The 18,341-nt window shown below is 69.9% G+C and carries 13 protein-coding genes, 1 tRNA gene and 1 CRISPR repeat array (1 of these 15 only partly in view); of the genes, 9 read left to right on the forward strand and 5 right to left on the reverse strand.

All coding sequences use genetic code 11. The annotated features are described in order from the left end of the window. Nucleotides 1-18 precede the first annotated feature (18 nt). Entirely contained in the window at nucleotides 19-555 is a 537-nt protein-coding gene (locus tag AB0L97_RS15890) for a DUF1992 domain-containing protein (protein ID WP_355075851.1), read from the forward strand. Nucleotides 556-570: 15 nt separating this feature from the next. Here the strand turns inward: AB0L97_RS15890 and AB0L97_RS15895 are convergent, their stop codons facing one another. Next, entirely contained in the window at nucleotides 571-1,023 is a 453-nt protein-coding gene (locus AB0L97_RS15895) for a MarR family winged helix-turn-helix transcriptional regulator (protein ID WP_364429776.1), read from the reverse strand. 70 nt (nucleotides 1,024-1,093) lie between these two features. Here AB0L97_RS15895 and AB0L97_RS15900 point away from each other — a divergent pair, with 70 nt between their 5' ends. Beyond that, nucleotides 1,094-2,071 carry a pirin family protein gene (locus tag AB0L97_RS15900; RefSeq protein ID WP_364429779.1) on the forward strand — a complete coding sequence of 326 codons (978 nt, stop codon included), beginning with the start codon at nucleotides 1,094-1,096 and terminating at the stop codon, nucleotides 2,069-2,071. A 139-nt stretch (nucleotides 2,072-2,210) separates the two neighbouring features. Next, on the forward strand, nucleotides 2,211-2,507 hold the full coding sequence (locus AB0L97_RS15905; protein WP_355075846.1) for an excalibur calcium-binding domain-containing protein: 297 nt from the start codon (nucleotides 2,211-2,213) through the stop codon (nucleotides 2,505-2,507). A gap of 63 nt (nucleotides 2,508-2,570) precedes the next feature. Here AB0L97_RS15905 and AB0L97_RS15910 read toward each other — a convergent pair whose 3' ends face one another. Beyond that, nucleotides 2,571-2,792, reverse strand: coding sequence for a DUF3618 domain-containing protein (locus tag AB0L97_RS15910; protein ID WP_067802691.1), 222 nt, complete (start codon nucleotides 2,790-2,792; stop codon nucleotides 2,571-2,573). Nucleotides 2,793-2,958: 166 nt separating this feature from the next. On the opposite strand from AB0L97_RS15910, the gene bcp reads away from it, so the two are divergent. Beyond that, complete coding sequence (bcp, locus tag AB0L97_RS15915) at nucleotides 2,959-3,432, forward strand: thioredoxin-dependent thiol peroxidase (RefSeq protein ID WP_355075844.1); 474 nt, start codon at nucleotides 2,959-2,961, stop codon at nucleotides 3,430-3,432. A 59-nt stretch (nucleotides 3,433-3,491) separates the two neighbouring features. Here bcp and AB0L97_RS15920 read toward each other — a convergent pair whose 3' ends face one another. Continuing rightward, entirely contained in the window at nucleotides 3,492-4,718 is a 1,227-nt protein-coding gene (locus AB0L97_RS15920) for a hypothetical protein (protein WP_364429784.1), read from the reverse strand. Between the two features lie 298 nt (nucleotides 4,719-5,016). Here AB0L97_RS15920 and AB0L97_RS15925 point away from each other — a divergent pair, with 298 nt between their 5' ends. Continuing rightward, the gene (locus AB0L97_RS15925) at nucleotides 5,017-5,637 is read left to right on the forward strand and encodes a TetR/AcrR family transcriptional regulator (protein WP_355075985.1); all 621 of its coding nucleotides are present in this window, start codon (nucleotides 5,017-5,019) and stop codon (nucleotides 5,635-5,637) included. Between the two features lie 38 nt (nucleotides 5,638-5,675). On the opposite strand, the gene AB0L97_RS15930 is transcribed toward AB0L97_RS15925, so the two are convergent. Beyond that, a complete protein-coding gene (locus tag AB0L97_RS15930; protein ID WP_043721202.1) occupies nucleotides 5,676-6,113 on the reverse strand; it encodes a holo-ACP synthase in 438 nt (145 codons plus the stop codon). Between the two features lie 76 nt (nucleotides 6,114-6,189). Next, nucleotides 6,190-15,507: a fatty acid synthase subunit beta domain-containing protein gene (locus AB0L97_RS15935; protein WP_364429787.1), complete on the reverse strand. Its 9,318-nt coding sequence runs from the start codon at nucleotides 15,505-15,507 to the stop codon at nucleotides 6,190-6,192. 386 nt (nucleotides 15,508-15,893) lie between these two features. On the opposite strand from AB0L97_RS15935, the gene AB0L97_RS15940 reads away from it, so the two are divergent. The 4 genes from AB0L97_RS15940 (at nucleotide 15,894) to AB0L97_RS15955 (ending at nucleotide 18,011) form a co-directional block, all read left to right on the forward strand. After that, a tRNA-Leu gene (locus AB0L97_RS15940) sits at nucleotides 15,894-15,975 on the forward strand. A 169-nt stretch (nucleotides 15,976-16,144) separates the two neighbouring features. Next, entirely contained in the window at nucleotides 16,145-16,579 is a 435-nt protein-coding gene (locus AB0L97_RS15945) for a hypothetical protein (protein WP_364429790.1), read from the forward strand. Further along, the gene (locus AB0L97_RS15950; RefSeq protein WP_364429793.1) at nucleotides 16,576-17,586 is read left to right on the forward strand and encodes a site-specific integrase; all 1,011 of its coding nucleotides are present in this window, start codon (nucleotides 16,576-16,578) and stop codon (nucleotides 17,584-17,586) included. The genes AB0L97_RS15945 and AB0L97_RS15950 overlap by 4 nt, the downstream gene beginning before the upstream one ends. Before the next feature lie 56 nt (nucleotides 17,587-17,642). Then, complete coding sequence (locus AB0L97_RS15955) at nucleotides 17,643-18,011, forward strand: hypothetical protein (RefSeq protein ID WP_364429796.1); 369 nt, start codon at nucleotides 17,643-17,645, stop codon at nucleotides 18,009-18,011. 117 nt (nucleotides 18,012-18,128) lie between these two features. Beyond that, nucleotides 18,129-18,341: direct repeats of the CRISPR family, unit length 29 nt; it runs 2,678 nt beyond the window's last position.

An 18,341-nucleotide genomic window follows, 5' to 3' on the forward strand; every position in this document is an offset into this window, starting at 1 on the left:
GCCGACTCAGCCGCCACGATGACCGAGCGCAAGCCGCCGAAGCAGACCTTCGAATCGTGGATCGACAAGCAGATCCGCGAGGCGGCCGAGCGCGGCGAATTCGACAATCTGCCCGGTACCGGCAAACCGATTCCCGGAGTGGGCACGGCTCCCGACGAGGACTGGTGGCTGCGCGCATATCTGCGTCGCGAAGGCGTCAGCGGTGACGCGCTGCTGCCCCCGTCGCTGTTGCTGCGACGCGATATCGAGCACTTGCCCGAGACCGTGCGTGATGCGACCGGCGAGCGGGAGGTGCGAGCCGCCGTGAGCGAACTCAACAAACGCATCGTGGAGTGGCTGCGGATGCCGCAAGGACCGTTCGTGCCGATCGCTCCGGTGAACGCGGACGAGATCGTCGAGCAATGGAGGCGCGCACGCGAGGTCGCAGGGCCGAAACGCGCGCAACCCAGCCTCGAAGCCACCGGCCCCGCCGGAGCGCAGGCCGGCCGCATCGCGCCGCGTCCACGCCGCCAGTGGTGGCGTCGATGGCGGCGGCACGACACCGAAGCCGGATAGCGGCGGGAACGGCGATCAGGCGCCGAGTTCGGTCACCTGCTCGACCTCGGTGACCACCTTGTCCGCCAGCGCGCGCAACGCACGCGCCTCACCCGGCGTCATCAGCTCGACGAAGACGCGACGGACCAGATCGACATGGTTGGGCGCGGCCCGCTCCAGCGCCACCCGCCCTTGCGGCGTGAGCTGCGCGATGATGCCGCGGGCATCCTCCTCGGCGGGGCGCCGCTCGACCAGTCCGCGCGCGTCCATCCTGGCCAGATGCTTGGACAGCCGGCTCTTCTCCCAGCACACCTCGGTGGCGAGCTCTTTGGCGCGCAGACACCCGTTGGCGGCTGCCGACAACGCCACCATCAGCTCGTAGTCCGCCAGGGACAGGCCGTCCTCGGCCAGCCCGGCGGAAATCGCCCCGTCCAAACGCTGGCGCAGCCGCACGTAGGCCTGCCACGTCGCCTGCTCGTCGTCACTCAACCACCGGACCATGGGAATGAAGTGTAGTCACCGTTGGTTGACATGGACACCAACTCCCGAGGAGGTCCCCATGCCCGCCGTCACTGTTCCCGACATCATGGTCCTGCCACGCCTCCCCCGCCCGGACGCGACCCTGCGCCAACGGCCGGTCCGGAGCGTGGTCACCTCGCACAAACAGCGCGAAGGCGCGGGATTCGAGGTGCGCAGGCCGTTCCCCAGCATGGATCTGCGCACGGCCGATCCCTTCATCCTGCTCGACCAGATGGGTCCGGTCGCCTACGAACCGCACGAGGCGAAGGGTGCACCGTGGCATCCGCACCGCGGCTTCGAGACGGTCACCTACATGCTCGACGGCACCATGGTGCACCACGACTCGCAGGGCGGCGGCGGCGTCATCGGCGAAGGCGACACCCAGTGGATGACCGCGGGCTCCGGCATCCTGCACGACGAGGTCCCGCCGGAGGAGATGGTCGCCTCCGGCGGCTGGTTCCACGGCATCCAGCTGTGGGTGAACCTGCCGCGCGCGCTCAAGTTCGCCACGCCGCGCTACCAGGACCTGCGCGCTCGCGAACTGACGCTGGTGAGTTCGCACGACGGCGGCGCGCTGGTGCGGCTCATCGCCGGAGAGGTCGGCGGATTCACCGGCCCCGGTTCGACATACACCCCGATCGCCTACGCCCACGCGTCGATCACGCCCGGCGGAATCCTCGAAACACCTTGGCCGCAAGAGTTCACGGCGATGGCGTACGTGCTATCCGGCAGCGGCACGGTGGGCGCGGAGCGCAGGCCGCTGAACGAGGGGCAGCTCGCGGTCTTCGGCCGCGGAGACGCGATCAGCGTGACAGCCGATGCGCGCCAAGACAATCGGACCGGAGCGCTCGAAGTCCTGCTGCTCGGCGGACAGCCGATCCGCGAACCGGTGGTGCAGTACGGGCCGTTCGTGATGAACACTCGCGCGGAGATCATCGAAGCGATGGAGGACTACCAGGCCGGACGCATGGGAAACATCCCAGCGGAACACATCCGCGGCATCGGGACGACCTCCTGAGCCACGGCACTGGGTGCGATCCCCTAATCCCCTAGTTCCGTCCCCGCGAGGTTGACAAGAGAGCGGCCCGTCACAACAGTGGATGCGGCGTCCGGTCGGACGCCCATCCACCGCAGCAACCACATACATAGAGGAATACATGAACGTTCGCCGGCTCTCCGTCAGCGCGGCCATCGCGGGATTGACCTTTCTCGCGGCTCCTGCCGCCCTAGCCGCCCCTCCGTCCGGATCCGCCGGAACCGGCTCCTCGGCCGTCGACACCGGCTCCGCCGCGACCGGCTCGGCCGGTCTGTCGCAGACCGGTTCGGCCGGTGGCGCCTACGCCAACTGCGACGACGCCCGCGCCGCGGGACACGCGCCGCTGTTCCGCGGCGAACCGGGCTACGGCCCGCACCTGGATCCCGACGGCGACGGCTTCGCCTGCCCGACGGTCTGAACCGACCGCGAAACGACGACACCCGGTGGGCATCGCCACACCGGGTGTCGTCGTTTTTCCAGCTCAGCGGAAGATCTTGAGCAGCACCAGCCCGACGACGACCGCGGCGGCGCCGATCAGGCTGTATTTCACCTTCGGCTCGTTCAGCTTCGAGACCACGATCTGCTTGGTGTCGTCCGCGATCCGATGCGGGTCCGCGCGTACCGCGAGTTCGTCGAGCGTGCTCGCCAGCCGAGTGCGGGCGGCCTCGATCTCCTGCTCGATCCGCTCGGTATCCCTTGCCACGTTCCACCCTCCTGTTGTCGATTGCCGCACCCGGTGCACGAATCGGGCCGCACGCTCGGCCGTTCGCGGAGCACCCGGGGCTCGCGGACGAGTCTATCCGCCGCCACGCGCCGCTATCCGGCCGCGCGAGGATCTCCGGTCGGGACCTTCGGATACCGTGCAGAAGGTGACCACCAACCAACGACTCTCCCCGGGCGACACCGCCCCCGACTTCACGCTTCCCGACGCCGACGGCAAGGACGTCTCGCTGTCGGACTACCGCGGTCGCAAGGTGATCGTGTACTTCTACCCCGCCGCGAGCACGCCCGGCTGCACCAAGCAAGCCTGCGACTTCCGCGACAACCTGGCCGACCTGGACGGCGCGGGCATCGACGTCGTCGGCATCTCACCGGACAAGCCCGCCAAGCTGGCCAAGTTCCGCGACGCGGAACGGCTGACCTTCCCGCTGCTGTCGGATCCCGATCGCGCCGTGCTCACCGCGTGGGGCGCGTACGGAGAGAAGACCATGTACGGCAAGACGGTCGTCGGCGTCATCCGCTCGACCTTCCTGGTGGACGAAGCGGGCAAGATCGCCGTCGCGCAGTACAACGTCCGCGCCACCGGCCACGTCGCCAAGTTGCGCCGCGATCTGTCGGTGTAGCGCGGGCAACGAAAAGCCCGGCGCCGCAGGGGCGCCGGGCCGAAGTCGGGTGGATCGGATCAGACCTGCCACACCTGCTGGGCTGCCCACTGCGCCATCAGGCGAAGGTGCTCGTCCCACCAGTCCGCGGCTTCCGGGGTGAACACGGCGGGTGGTGGGGCCTCACCGGGGAACAGCAACGCGGCGTCGGGTGCGCCCACCTTGCGATCGGTCGGGACCCCGGTCCCCGGCAGGAGCGGCTCCGGGGTTTCCGTCTCCGGCCTGGTTGTCGCGTCTGCGGCGACCAACGGCAACGGACGATGCCGCGGGGCGAGCCCCCCGCGCTGGTCCGGAAGCCACACTCCGGTCGTGGTGGCGTCGCCGCCCCGCGGCCCGTCGAACGACTCGTCCGCCTCGGTGTCCGCGGGACGGACCGGCTCTACCGGATGCGTCGCGCCTGCGCCCTCGATCCGGGCGTCCGCCACGACGGTCGGTGTCGGCTGCGCGGAATCGTTCAGCAGATAGCTCCCGCCGACGACCATTCCGCTTGCCAGCACACCGGCCGCGGCGAACACCGCGACGCCGCCGCGCGCCCGACTCGACTCGCTCACCGGCCCGACGTAACTGTCCTGCTCCAGCCGGGCGCTCAACGCCGCGCCCGCGGCGGACGCGAAAGCGCCTACGGTGCAGGGGATCACCGGAGCCCCGAATTTCTCGATCGCCCTCAGCACCGCGGAGCCCGCGCCCGCCGAGCCGATCAGCGCCACCGCGTCCGGCCGCGCGCCGGCCGCGTCCAGTTGATCCCACGCCGCCGTGACGCCGATGCCCAGCGACCGGGGCGTCGCCCGGCCCGCCTGCCCCACGGCGGCGAGCACCCGGCGGCGGCCCCGGTCGACCAGGGTGAACGCGTGGTACCCGGGCACCACCTCGCACACCAGCAGGTTGTCGTAGGCGTCGAGCCACGTCATCATGCTCGCCACGCTCAGGTGGGCCGATTTCACCGAGACCAGCGAGGCGCTGTGCCACGGGCCTGCCGCCAGCCGGGTCACGATGGCGCGCCGCTCCGCGGCGTCCCGATAGGCGACGGCTACGCCACCGACTTCCCGCTCCGAGCCCAGCCCGGCGGCCAGGGCGTCCAGCGCGGTCTCGACCGCCTCGGCCACGTCCGCCTTGCTGTCGCCGTCCGTTCGCTCGATCCGGCGCAGCAGCACCCGATCGGCCAGCTTCCTGCCGTCGGCGAGCGCTACCGCGTGCACGGCACCGCGTTCGGTCGAAACGCCGAGAGTCACCACAGATTCAGCTACCACTGATCACGCCTTCCCCTCTGTGCATTGACCGAGCTCACGGGCTTGCCGAAAGCCATGAGCCCCATGGATTCCCCTGCTCGGAACACACGTCGCGATGCACGCGCGCTCGGTATATGTTCGATGCCGCATCGGTTACGGATGGGTAGCGGAAATCAAGTCAGCTGGACGCGAACGGCGGATGCGCGTATCGCACGCTTGTCCCTACCGTTAGCCTGGATGCGTGGAAGTACGCGCGGAGGCCAGGGTGAAGCACCGTCTGGACCCTGCGTTGGAGCTGCAGGACGACCCACAGGAGCTCATGCCGCGACGCCGGCCGACGCAGGAACGCAGCAAACGAAAGTTCGACGCCTTACTCCAGGCGTCCAGGGAGCTGCTCGTCGAGGTCGGGTTCGAGTCGTTCACCTGCGAGGAGGTGGCGGCCAGGGCGGAGGTGCCGATCGGCACGCTGTACCAGTTCTTCGCCAACAAGTACGTCATCGTCTGTGAGCTGAATCGCCAAGATCTGGTTGCCGTTTCCCAGGAGCTGGCCGACTTCCACGGCGAGATTCCCTCGCTGGACTGGTTGCGGCACATGAACCAGTTCGTCGACCACCTGGCCAACCTCTGGATGACCGACCCGTCCCGGCGGGAGGTGTGGCTGGCCATGCAGTCCACGCCGTCCACCCGGGCCACCGGGGCGATCCACGAGAAGCAGTTCGCCGAGGTCGTGTCGCAGATGCTGCGCCCGCTCACGCCGCGCACCCCGCGGGCACGGCGCACCATGATGGCGGAAGTGCTGGTGCACGTGGTCTATTCGATGCTCAACTTCTCCGTGCAGGACGAGCAGAGCAGCGCCGAAGCGGTCGCCGAACTCAAGCGGCTGATGGTCGCCTACCTGCTGGTCGCGGAGAAGGAATCGCGGACCGGCGGCCAAAAATAAGTGGTGGTCCCGGCCGGAACCGGGACCAACCGCGCGACTCAACCGGCGCTGTCGCGGCCTTCGATGAGGTCGGCCAGCTCGCCCGGGTCCTCCAGCACCACCATCGCGGCGGCGGTGTCGCCGTCGTGGGTCAGCGACAGGTGAACCCTTACCCGGGGCAGGAATTCGGCGGCCAGGCCGTGCAGCTTGATGCTCGGCCTGCCCCACGCGTCGTTGACCACCTCGATCAGCGGATAGGGGTTGTCCCCGATCTGCGGGCGGCGGGCGAACCGCGACGACGCCCATGCTTTGAGCACCGCCTCTTTCGCCGCCCACCGCGCCGCGTAGCTGCGCGCCGGGTCGGTCCCTTTGCTCTGGCAGTAGCGCCGCTCACCCGCGGTGAAACTTTCCCGGAGCATCGTCGTTCCGGCGCGTTCGAGCTGTTCGGCGAACTCGGAGATGGTCACCAAGTCCAAGCCGATACCGAGGATCGTCATAGGCGGCCAGCCTACGACGTCCTCGGCGAGCCCGCGCACGGACCCGGCGCGGCGAGTTGCCCCGCCGCGCTTCCGGTTACGCGCATCCGATGCCCTTCGCGCGGTAGGCGCCGTCCTGATCCAGGCGCGCCTCCGGCGAGAGCAGCACGTCGGCCTCCAGCTGACGCGCCCGCTGGGACGGGGTGCCCTCCCCGCCGAGCCTGCGATCCGCGGGACGTTCGTACAGCGGCGCGCCGCCGCACATCGCCTCCACGAACCGCTGGCGGCCGGTCAGCTGACGCTCCTGCGCCGTGCGCTGGTACTCCTCGCGCCGTCCCGGCTCGATGGCCTGGATGAACGCCTCCGGGTGCACGATCGCCAGCAGACCGTTCACGTGGCCGAAGCCGAGCGAGGTGACCAGACCCGCCTTCAGCGGAAGGCGCCCGCCCAGCCGCAGCGGTTCGCGCAGCCACACCAGGTGCGGGAAGGCCAGCATCTTCTCGTCGACGCAGTCGAGGCTGCGGTTCGGCGGGATGACGCCCTGCTCCAGCACCTGGCACAGGCCGATGAGCTGGAATGCGGCCGCCCCGCCCTTCGCGTGCCCGGTGAGGGTCTTCTGCGAGACGACGAACAGCGGAGCGCCGTCCGAGCGCCCGATGGCCGTCGCGAGCCGCTCGTGCAGTTCCGACTCGTTCGGGTCGTTGGCGGCCGTCGAGGTGTCGTGCTTGGACACCACCGCGATCTCGTCCGGGGTGACGCCGAGCTTGCGCAGTTCGGTCGCCAGCCGGGATTCCGTCCCGCCACGACCGGCGCCCAGCGCGCCCAGGCCCGGAGCCGGGATGGACGTGTGCACGCCGTCGGCGAAGGACTGCGCGTAGGCCACCACGCCCAGCACCGGCAGGCCCATCTCCAGCGCGACGCTGCCGCGCGCCAGCAGGACCGTGCCGCCGCCCTGCGATTCGATGAACCCGCCGCGGCGGCGATCGTTGGCGCGGGAGAAGTACCGGTCGCTGATGCCCTTGGCGCTCATGGCCGCGGAATCCGCGGTGGCCGACATGTCACCGAAGCCGACGATGCCTTCGATGCCGAGATCGTCGTAGCCGCCTGCCACGACCAGATCGGCCTTGCCCAGCCGGATCTTGTCGACGCCCTCCTCGACCGACACCGCGGCGGTCGCGCAGGCCGCCACCGGATGCACCATCGCGCCGTAGCTGCCGACGTAGGACTGCACCACGTGCGCCAGCGCCACGTTCGGCAGCGCCTCCTGCAGGATGTCGTTCGGCCGCGACTCACCGAGCAGGTTGTCGATGTACAGCGAGCGCATCGAGGACATGCCGCCCATGCCGGTGCCCTGCGTGTTGGCGACCAGCGAGGGGTGCACCCAGCTCATGAGTTCAGCGGGGCTGAACCCGGAGCCGATGAACGCGTCGACCGTGCAGACGATGTTCCACAGCGCGACCCGGTCCACCGAAGCGGCCATATCGGGCGAGATGCCCCAGATGGTCGGGTCCCAGCCGGTCGGGATCTGGCCGCCGACGGTGCGCGAGAGCTTGGCCCGGCGCGGCACGCGGATCTCCGTGCCCGCTCGGCGCGTCACCGTCCAGTCGCCGGAGTCCGCGACCGGTGTGATCACCGTGTGCTCCGGATCGGCGGCGTGGAAGGCACGCGCCTCGGCCTCGCCGCCCACCGTGAACGACAGGTCCTGGTCGAGGAAGACCGAGGTCATCAGTGGGGCCGAATTGTCGGTCATGGCGCCGTCGTCCTCGTAGCGGCGCACACCGCAACGGGCGACCACGGCGTCGTGGTAACGCTCGGCCAGCTCGTGCTCGGGGACGTAGTCACCGGACGCGGCGTCGTACCAGCCCGGCTTCGGGTCGTTCTCCCAGGTGACCATGCCGGTGGTCCAAGCCAGTTCCAGCACGCCCGCCGCCGACAGTTCGTCGGAGACCTCCATCTCGAATCGGGTGCGCGCCGAGCCGTACGGGCCCAGCTCGCCCGCGCCGACGATGACCACCATGTCGGCCGGATCCACCGTCACCTCGCCCCACTCGGGCACCGGCAGCGCGGAGGTCACGGTCGGCGGCGCCGGCAGTGCGGCGATCGTGCGACCCGCGTCCGCGTCGGTCTCCGCCTCCGCCTGCTCCGCGGCCTGCTTGGCCAGCGCGGGCAGGTCCAGCTTGGCCCTGGCCAACCCACCGGTCAGGTCGATCTGCTGCGGGCCGGTCGCGGTCACCTGGCGGGCCCGCGAGGTGCACCACTTGAGCAACTCGTCGGCCATCTCCGCGGTGGACCAGGTCTGCACACCCGCCTTCTCGACCGCCTCAACCATCGGGTCGTTGTGGCCCATCAGGCCGGTGCCGCGCACCCAGCCGATCAGCGCGTGCACCAGGGTGACCCGGGTCGACCACGACTTCTCGGCCCGCCACTTGGCGACCACCGCGTCCAGCGCCGCCTTCGACTCGCCGTAGGCGCCGTCGCCGCCGAACATGCCGCGGTTGGGCGAACCCGGCAGCACCACGTGGAGTTTCGCGTCCACGTCGTGATCGGCGCCCAGCTTGGACAGCCCGCCGATCAGCCGTTCGACCGACCAGAGCAGCACGCGCATCTCCATTTCGGCGCGCGCGCCCGCGTCCGCGAGGTCACCGGCCACTCGCGGCGCCGCGAACGGCAGCAGCAGCGTGGGCGTCATCGCGTCCTTGACCTTGATCTTCGCGCCGCCCGCGCTGTCGACCTGCTCGGTGCCGATCCAGTCGATCAGGGCGTCGACGTCCTGGTAGGACGCCATGTTGGCGGGCACCACCCACAGAGCCGCGCCGTGCCGGGCGTTGTCGCGGTAGAGCTTCCGGTAGAAGGCGAGGCGTTCGTCGTTCAGCGACGACGTGGTGACCACGACTGTGGCGCCACCGCTGAGCAGCCTGCCGGTCGTCGCCGCCGCGATGGATCCCTTGCTGGCGCCGGTGATCACCGCGATGTCGGAGGACCACAGCCCGGGCTCCTCCGTGCTCAGCGCCGCCTCGGCGATGCGCTCGTACAGGCCGGCCAGCACCGAGCGCGCTTCGTGCATCGCCCGCTGCCGCCACCAGTTCGCCTGCGCCGCAACGGCTTCCCCCGCACCGATGAACCCGGTGACCGGTCCGTTCGCGCTGCCTGCGTCGTCGGCGAGCCACAGCCGGGCCAAGTCCTCGCGCGCCGTGGCCCACCGGTCGTCCAGCAGCACCGCCTTGCGGGCGTCGAACGCGGGCGCCACCAGACGCGGCCAGTCCGAACCGAGTTCGGCCGACACCAGATCGACCAGGGAGTTGTCGGTCGCTTCCGGCGCGGAGACGCGCTCGGAAAGTCCGAGCTGTTCCAGTACGACGCGCGCGGCCGTGGCGAGCACGCCGTCGCGTCCGGTGATCTGCTCGGTGAACTCGCCCAGCGCGGCGGCGTCGACGGTCGCACCGCCACCGCCGCCCGCCGAGGGCAGCGACACCGCGACACCGCGACGGGCCGCGACGGCCTGCACGGCGGCATCGATGGCCGCGTCGACCGAGGCGGCGTCGCCCAGCGCGCCGGAGACGAGGCCGCCCAGGTCGCCACCACGCACGCTGGTGCCTTCCCTGGTGCCCAGCGACACCTCGGCGGTCACGTGGCTGGCCCACCCGTCACCGAGTTCCCAGACCTTCTTGACCCGGTCCGCGATGGCGGCCGGACGCTTGCCGGACGGCCCGAACACCTTGCGCAGATGGTCGCCGATGGCGTCGGTGAGCACCGTGCCGAACGGACGGTAGGTACGGGCGAGCCGCTCCACCGTCGCGGACAGCGCACCCATGTCGGCGTCGGCCGCGCCGTCGATCGCGCCGAGCGAGAGCTCGGAGCCGAGGTCGACCAGCAGCTGGTTACGCCGGGAGGAAACGCCGTCGCACAGGCCCTCGATGGTGTCCACCGGGCCGATCTGGTCCAGTCGCAATTTGGTCCACAGCGCGATCAGCACGCGCGTGGCGTCGGCGGCGGTGAACGCGATGTCGTCCGGACGCGGGCCGCCCGAACTCGGGGCGGGCGCGGCCACGGGTGCGGCGGCGACGGTCGCTGCCGGAGCCGCTGCGGCGGCAGGCTCCTCCACCGGCTCGTCGACCGGGGCGGGATCGGTGTCGGTCGCGTAGACGATCGCCGCCTCGCGCTCGATGTTGAGCACTTCCACCTTGGCTCCGCCGAAAGCGGGGAGCTTCAACGTCTGGCTGGCCAGGTTGGCCACCGTCGGCGTCGCGCCGAGACCGATCTCGATGAACCGCTCGATGCCGAGGCCGCCCTGTGCGGGGTCGGTGAACAGCAGGTCCTGGGTCTCGATCCAGCGCACCGGGCTGGCGAACTGCCACGCGAGCAACTCGATCAGCACCACGCGGCACAACTCGGTCGGCCGGGCGGCCCAGCTGTCGAAGTCGGCCAGCACCTCCGCGAGCGGTTCGGACGGCACCAGGTCCGCGATCTCCTGCACGAACGCCCGCTCGAGTGTGAACAGCCTCGGCACCAGGTTCGGGATGTAGCGGCCGATCAAGGTCTCCGGGCGCAGATCCACCGGCAGCAGCTGCTCGAGCTTCTGCCGGAACTCCGGAACGCCCTTGCGCAGCACCGTCGAGTGGAACGGCACGTCGATGCCGGGGACCAGGATGAACGCCCGCTTGCCGCCGAATTCGGCGCGACGACGGTCGATCTCCTGCTCCAGCGCGTCCAGCCCGGCCACCGTGCCCGCGATCGCGTACTGCGAACCGCGCAGGTTCAGGTTGACCACCTCGAGGAACTCCCCGACCCGATCGCCGACTTCCTTGACGAAGCCGACGACCTCCGCGTCGGGCAATCCGATCTGTGAGGGCCGGATCGCAGCCATCCGATAGTCGCTGCGTCCCTGCGCATCCCGCGGCACCAGCTCGTGCATCGCGGAACCGCGCTGGAACACGACCTCGAGCACCGCCTCCAGCGGCAGCACTCCGGCGACGGCGGCGAGCGCGTTGTACTCGCCCACCGAGTGGCCCGCGAGCAGCGCGCCCTCGACGAACGCACCGGACTCGCGCAGTTCCGCCACCTGGGCGACGCCGAGGGTCGCCATGGCGACCTGGGTGAACTGGGTCAGGTGCAGCACGCCGTCCGGGTGGCGGTGTTCGACGCCGCGCGCCTTCAGGTAGGTCGGGTTGTCGCGCACCACGGCGAGAATCGAGAAGCCGAGCGCCGCACGGGTGTGCTTGTCCGCGCGGTCCCAGATCTCCTTGGCCGCCTTCGACCGGGAGCGGGCGTCCAGCCCCATCCCCTTGCGCTGGATGCCCTGTCCGGGGAAGGCGTAGACGGTCTTCGGCGCCACGGTGCGACCGGTCGCGGTCATCACCAGCTCGCCTTCGGTGCGGCAGGAGACCTCGACGACCTCGCTGCCCGCGTCGAGCGCTACCCGCTCGACGCGCACATCGATCTGCGCCCCGGGACGGACCATGCCGAGGAACCGGGTGGTCCACGCGGTCACCGTCCGCGCGGGTACCGAACTCGTGGGATCGACCGCCGACACGACGTGCTGCGCGGCCGCCGACAGCCACATGCCGTGCACGATCGGGCTGCCGAGCCCGGCGAGCTTCGCCGCGGCATCGCTGGTGTGGATCGGGTTGTGGTCGCCGGAGACGGCGGCGAAGGCGTGCATGGTGCGCGGAGCCACGATCGTGACGTCGCGGCGACGCCTGCGCGGGGTGTCGGTGGCCGCGTCGGACACCGTGCCAGCCGCGCGCGGCGGATCGGCCAGTTCGCCCGCGCCGTTGCGCCCGCGGATCGCGAACCGCTCGGTGAGGGTGGCCAGCACCGGCATCGACATCCCGGTCTCGGGCTTGTCCAGCATGGCGGTGATCCGCACGTGCACCTCGACGACCCGGCCCAGGTCGGTGTCGACGGTCTCACCGGCCTCCGCGCGCACCGCCAGCACACTGGTCTCGGCGGGCAGCGCACCGGCGAGGTGCACTTGGTGGTCCAGGTGCACCAGGTCGAGCATGCCCTCGATGACGCTCTCGCCCTTCGCGGTGCGGGTCGCGCCGAGCACCGCGAACACGGCGGGCCAGCACGCGCCGACCAGCACGTCCGGCACGGTGCGGCCGAGCGTGCTCAGCGTGGCGGGCAGGCCGGAGCCGGTGACCCCGGCGTGATCGGCGATGAGATCCGGCGTCCAGGCCAGATTCACGTGGGCGACCTTGCCCTTGACCTCGGGCAGATCCTGGCCCGCGGCGACCGCGAGCAGCGCGGCCATGGCCTCGTCGGCGTCGGCCTCGGTGACGACCGGGGCGCCACCGTTGTAGACCGAGGTCGGCACGGTGATCCGGATGCGCACCGCGTTGCCCGCCAGCAGCGGGACGGTCAGCTCCACGTAGGCGTGCTCCGGCTCGGAGCCTGGGGTCTCGACCAGCGTCGCGCCGGTGGGCGGATGCACCGCACCCTTGCCGTCGACGACCCACTCGGACAGGTCACCGAGCCGGTGCACCGGGCTGATCGCGGTGCGTCCGGCCCACTGCACGTCCGGGGCGGCCAGCACGGCGTCGATCGGGCCGCTCGTGACGCCCGCCGTGCGACGCGCGTCCACCGGGGTTGGCGCCACGCCCGCGCGCACCAGGGAGTACGCCGTGTCCTGTTCGAAGCGGTCGAGCAGTTCGCCGACCGGCTCGTCGACCCGGGTGATGCCCGCGACCGCGACCGTGCCGGGGATGACGCACACCTGATCGGCCGAGTAGCGCGGATCGTGCGCCTGCCACAGCGAATCCGAGCGCCACCAGCGACGCACGTCGCCGTCCACGACGGGCACGAAGTTCACCGGCTTGCCGGGGGTCTTGCACAACGCGATGAAGAACGGGACGTCGGCCGGGTGCAGCAGCGTCTGCGCCGTGGCGGGGTAGGCGTCCTTCAAGGCGCACAGCGCCGCGACCGGGTTCTCGAAGTCGTCGTCACTCGCGAACAGCGTGGGGATCTCGCCGCGGTCGGCCGGGTGCAGCCGGGATTCGGTGCGGCGCACCATCTCCGCGAACCGGTCCCGCCACGTGATGTCCAGCCACACCGAACGCGTCGCCTCGGCGATCGCGTCGCCCAGGTCGCTGCCGCAGTCGAAGTCCTTGCGCCGGTCCAACCCGACCGCGAGCTCGACGTAGCGCTCCAGCCAGTCCTGGTAGGTCATGGTGGCCAGGTCGCCGAAGTACGGCTTGGCGGTGGCGTTCAGCGCCGCGATGATCTCGTCGCGACGCGCCGCGACCGCCTCCGCGTCGCCCGCGACCTCGTCCAGCAGTCGGCCGGTGCGCGAAGCGGCGTTGTCGATCTCGTGGATGTCGGCGCCCAGCTGGCTGCGGCCCGAGGCCATGCCGCCGGACGCGGTGCCCGCACCGACCCAGTCGGGCGTGCCGGGAGTGTCCACGAGCAGTTGCTTGACCTCCGGCGCGGTGGTGGCCTCCAGCGTGGCCATGGCCGCCGTGCCGACCAGCACGCCGTCCAGCGGCATCACCGGGTAGCCGTGCCGGACCGCCCACTGGCCGGTGAGGTACTCCGTCGCGCGCTCGGGGGTTCCGATGCCACCGCCGACGCACACCACGACATTGGCGCGGTTGCGCAGCTCGGAGTAGGTGTCCAGCAGCAGGTCGTCCAGGTCCTCCCAGGAGTGGTGACCACCGGCCTTGCCGCCCTCGATGTGCATGATCACCGGGTAGTCCGGGACCTCGTCGGCGATGCGCAGCACGGCCCGGATCTGGGCGACCGTGCCCGGCTTGAACGCGACGTGGCTGATCCCGACCTCGGTGAGTTCCTGGATCAGCGCGACAGCTTCCTCCAGCTCGGGAATGCCCGCCGTCACGATGACGCCGTCGAACGGGGCGCCTGCCGTGCGGGCCCGCTGCACCAGTCGCTTTCCGCCCAGCTGCAGCTTCCACAGGTAGGGGTCGAGGAACAAGGAGTTGAACTGCACCGAGCGCCCCGGGTGCAGCAGCGTCCGCAGCTCGGCCACCCGGTCGGCGAAGATCTGCTCGGTCACCTGCCCGCCGCCGGCCAGCTCCGCCCAGTGGCCCGCGTTCGCCGCGGCCGCGACGATCTTCGCGTCGACCGTGGTCGGAGTCATGCCCGCGAGCAGGATCGGCGAGCGCCCGGTCAGCTTGGTGAAGGCCGTCTCGACCACGATGCGCCCGTTGGGCAGCCGCACCGGCCGCGGCGCGAACGCCGACCACGGGGCCGCCGGCTCCGGCGCGGCACCGGGGGTCAGCAGGCTGCGCTGTCCGGCGCGGGTAGCGGCCGCGATGATGCCGAGGCCGGTGCCCTTCAACGTGCCCCCCGTGACGCGGGAGAGCAGGTCGCCCGGGCCCAGGTCAAGGATCCACTCCGCGCCCGCGGAGATCACGCCCTCGACGACGGCCACCCAGTCGATCGGATCGACCAGGATCTGCCGCGCCAGCTCGCCCGCCAGCTCCTTGTCCAGGCCGCACTGGTCGGCCCAGCTGCTCACCAGGTCGACGGTGTCGGCCAGCGCCGGGTGGTGGAACGCCACGTCGACGGCCACGTCCTCGAAGACCGGAGCGAACACCGAGCCGCCGCGCACCTTCGCGTCGCGCTCGCGCGCCTGCTCGTCGTGGATCTGCGTGCACCGCTGCCGCACCCGCTCCAGCTGCGCGGGCGGCCCGGACAGCACCGCGCGCCGACGTCCGTTGCGGATCGAGACCACCACGGCCGCAGCGGGATCGGATCCGTCACACACCTCGGCCACCACGGCGCCGAGCTGCTCGGGATCGACATTGGATACCGCGACCATCGGCGAGCGCTCGCCCACCGGCATCAGCCCGCGCCGCCGCGCGACCAAACCCGCTGCGGCGCCGATCATCTGGGCTACCGCGAGCAGCTCCGCGTCGCGGGCGCCACCGGCTTCGACCGCGGCGGCGGCGAGCAGACCCTGCGAATGCCCGACGATCGCGACCGGCGCGTGCTCGGCCGGATCCAAGCCTTGCAGCCGCAGCGCCCGCACGGCCGCCACCTGGGTCAGCAGCACACCGGGCATGGACACCGCCGCCGAGCGCAGTACGGCGTCGGACGGGGCCGCGGAGATCTCGCCCTCGTCACCGTCGGCGAGTTCGTTCTCCAGCATCCAGCCGATCGGGTCGAAGCCGACCGGACGAACCACCAGCAATTGCGCCGCGACCGGCTCCAACAGCGCCGCCGCCTCGTTGACCAGCGCGGTCAGCTCCGGCTCCAGCGCACTGTCGCGCGCGATCTCCTCCAGCTCGCTCAGCCACTGCGCACCCTGCCCACCGAAGGCGAGCGCGTACGACACGCCGCCGAGCAGACGATCCAACAGCGGCGACCGCGCCCCGCCCGACGCGGCCTTCCCGGCGGCGGCAGCCACCTTCGTGCTCTGTCCGGCTTCGGTCTTGGTGCTCTCGTTGATCGTCAAGACGCTTCGACTTCCTTCTCCATGCGACATGCCTCGGCGACACGCCGGTCCCTACCGGTTCACGAGTGATCGCGGTTGATCGGCCTGATACGGGCGAGGATGACACAGAATCATGAGGAAATCCTCACGTTTGCCCCTGGGCGCGCCCACTACTAGAGAGTATTTGAGTACGTACGTACCAGAATAGTGGTAAACATGACTCTGCCTCATGTTTGAACACGCTGGTCCATCGGGTTACCAACACGTACGAAACATGAGTGCCCCTCACATTGACGTTTGCCAAATCGTTATAATCCCAGGTGAGGTTACTGACGAGTACGCCACACCAACCCAATGCTTCGCGATGACCGATTGGCCCGGTAGAGTTTGGACGGTCGTACCATCAAGCGCGAGTGGCGAAATTGGCAGACGCGCCAGATTTAGGTTCTGGTGTCCACGGACGTAGGGGTTCAAGTCCCCTCTCGCGCACAGATTCACGTCATCCGTGACAGAAATCCGTGCTCTGTGTGCGAGTGCCCTCGCACACACGGAGCCGACCAGTGGAAACACCTACTGACCTGCAACGATTCCTGGCGCAGCTGCCAGATTCCGTCACATCTGACGCTGGCGAAAAGTTTGCTGGCTGGGGTGATCAGCGGTGATCGCGCCGGTCATCCCGCCGCAGTCGCCTTTGCAGGAACTCATTTACGGACCGCAGGTCACGAACCGCGTGGTTCGTACCGCCGACGGCGATCTCGTCTATGGGCTGTGCACCATCGGCGACGGCGGCCGCGTCCTCGACAAGCACACCGTCGCCGCCCTCGACTGGCGGCCGGGCACTCGCCTGGAACTGACTCGGCTCGATGCCGGAGTGCTGCTGGCTCGAAAGTCACCGGACGGTCACACCGTCATCGCCGCAGGTGGATACTTCCGCGTCCCGTACCGGCTTCGGCGCCAGGTGGGCCTGTTCGTCGGTGACCGCACTCTCCTCATCGGACACCGCATCCGCAACCAGTTGCTGATCCACCCACCCGCCGCGCTCGACGAGTTGTGCGCGGCCAGCCTGCGACTGCTCGAGGAGGTGCGTCGATGACCATCCCGACGGTCAGCGCGGAAACAATCGCCGCGGCACGTCTGCTGCTGACCCAGATGGGCATCTCACCTGCCGATCTAGTCACCAGTAGTGCGAATGTCCCCACGTTCGGAGAAGTCATCCCGAAAGTCCGGGCACGGCTGTCGGCAGGCACACGACGGACTTACAACACCCATTTCGAACACCTGCTCCACGCCTGGCGGGATCACCGCCTCGACCAGCCGACCAAAACCGATCTGGACGAGATGGCACGCACCATCCAGGCGAATGCTCGCATCAACCGCGCATCCCGCGGCGGTACCAGCGCCGCGGAGCATTTCGTCAGCGCTGCGCGGTGTGTGTACCGCTTCGCCGAGGACAGTGGCTGGATCCGCCCTTCCGACAACCCTGCACGCCAACTCACCATGCCCGTGCGACGACCCTCACACCGCTACGCGATCCCGTCGGGCCAGTTGGCCGAGATCTGCCGGACCGCAGCAACCAGCGGCGACGACCCCGAACTCGACAGCCTGATCTTGCGCCTGCATATCGAAACGGCGTGCAGGCGAGGCGGTGCGCTGGCGTTGCGTCCGCACGATCTCGACTCGGATCAGTGCCTGGTGTTCCTGCGGGAAAAGGACGGCAGCGACCGCTGGCAACCCGTCTCCCCCACTCTGATGCGGCACCTGCTCGACCACGCCGCCCACCGCAAAAGTCCCCGGTCCGGGCAACTGCTGCGCTACCGCAACGGAAAACCCATCACTGCACGGCGTTTCGACTACATCTGGAGTCGGCTCGGGGAGACCCTCCCCTGGGTCGCCGCCCAGGGCATCAGCATGCACTGGCTACGCCACACCACCTTGACCTGGGTCGAACGAACCTTCAGCTACGCCGTCGCCCGCGAATACGCCGGACACCGCGGTAAGTCCAGCGGCACCACCGCGACCTACGTCAAGTCCCATCTCGCCGAAGTCGCTGCTGCCCTATCGATCCTCACCGGCGAACCACATCCGCTCGTGCCCGCCTAGCAGCCGAACGCGATTACGTCGTCCGCAGGCTAACCACCAATCACTTGGGGACCTTCATGACCAACACCGCCATCGCCCTGCCGAGTCCTAAGAGTGTGCACGCCCCACACCTGCCAGCTAATGAGGCCCGGAAGCCGCGTGCGCACGCCTTCTTCTGGCCCCTCCTGGGCGCAGCAGCCACCGTCAGCATCACCGGCAACGCCACCCAAGCCCTCCTGCACGACACCACACTCCCCGCCGTCGCAGCAGGGGACGACACCCCGAGCGAGTTCTCTCAACTGGCGGCACGACTGTGCGCACGCGATCCAGCGCGCCGTCGCGATCCCGAACTCGTCGCCCGAGCCCTCGCCCACCACCACCTCGACGGCTGGCATCCCACCCGAATAGCTCGAGAACTCGATAGAAGCCGCTCTACGATCAGCTGAATACTTAGCAACGCGGCGGCCTTCGCCCCACTTCCATAAGCGATCTCGCCTGCAGCCGCCCCCTTTCCTCCATGGCAAAAGGGCGGCGGTCATGCGTTGCGGCTCACGACAAAGCGAAAGGCTCATCCCCGCGAGCGCGGGGACCAGGCGCATTCGCTCGTGGTCGACGCTGAATTCCTGGGCTCATCCCCGCAGGCGCGGGGAGCACCGGCAGGCCGCGACGACAACCCAGTCCTCCTCGGGCTCATCCCCGCGGGCGTGCGGAGCACGGCATCTGCGGGCACGCCGATATCACTGCCGCGGGCTCATCCCGCGAGCGCGGGGAGCACG

The sequence above is a fragment of the Nocardia sp. NPDC051911 genome (assembly GCF_040681035.1).
GTDB classification, from domain to species: domain Bacteria; phylum Actinomycetota; class Actinomycetes; order Mycobacteriales; family Mycobacteriaceae; genus Nocardia; species Nocardia sichangensis.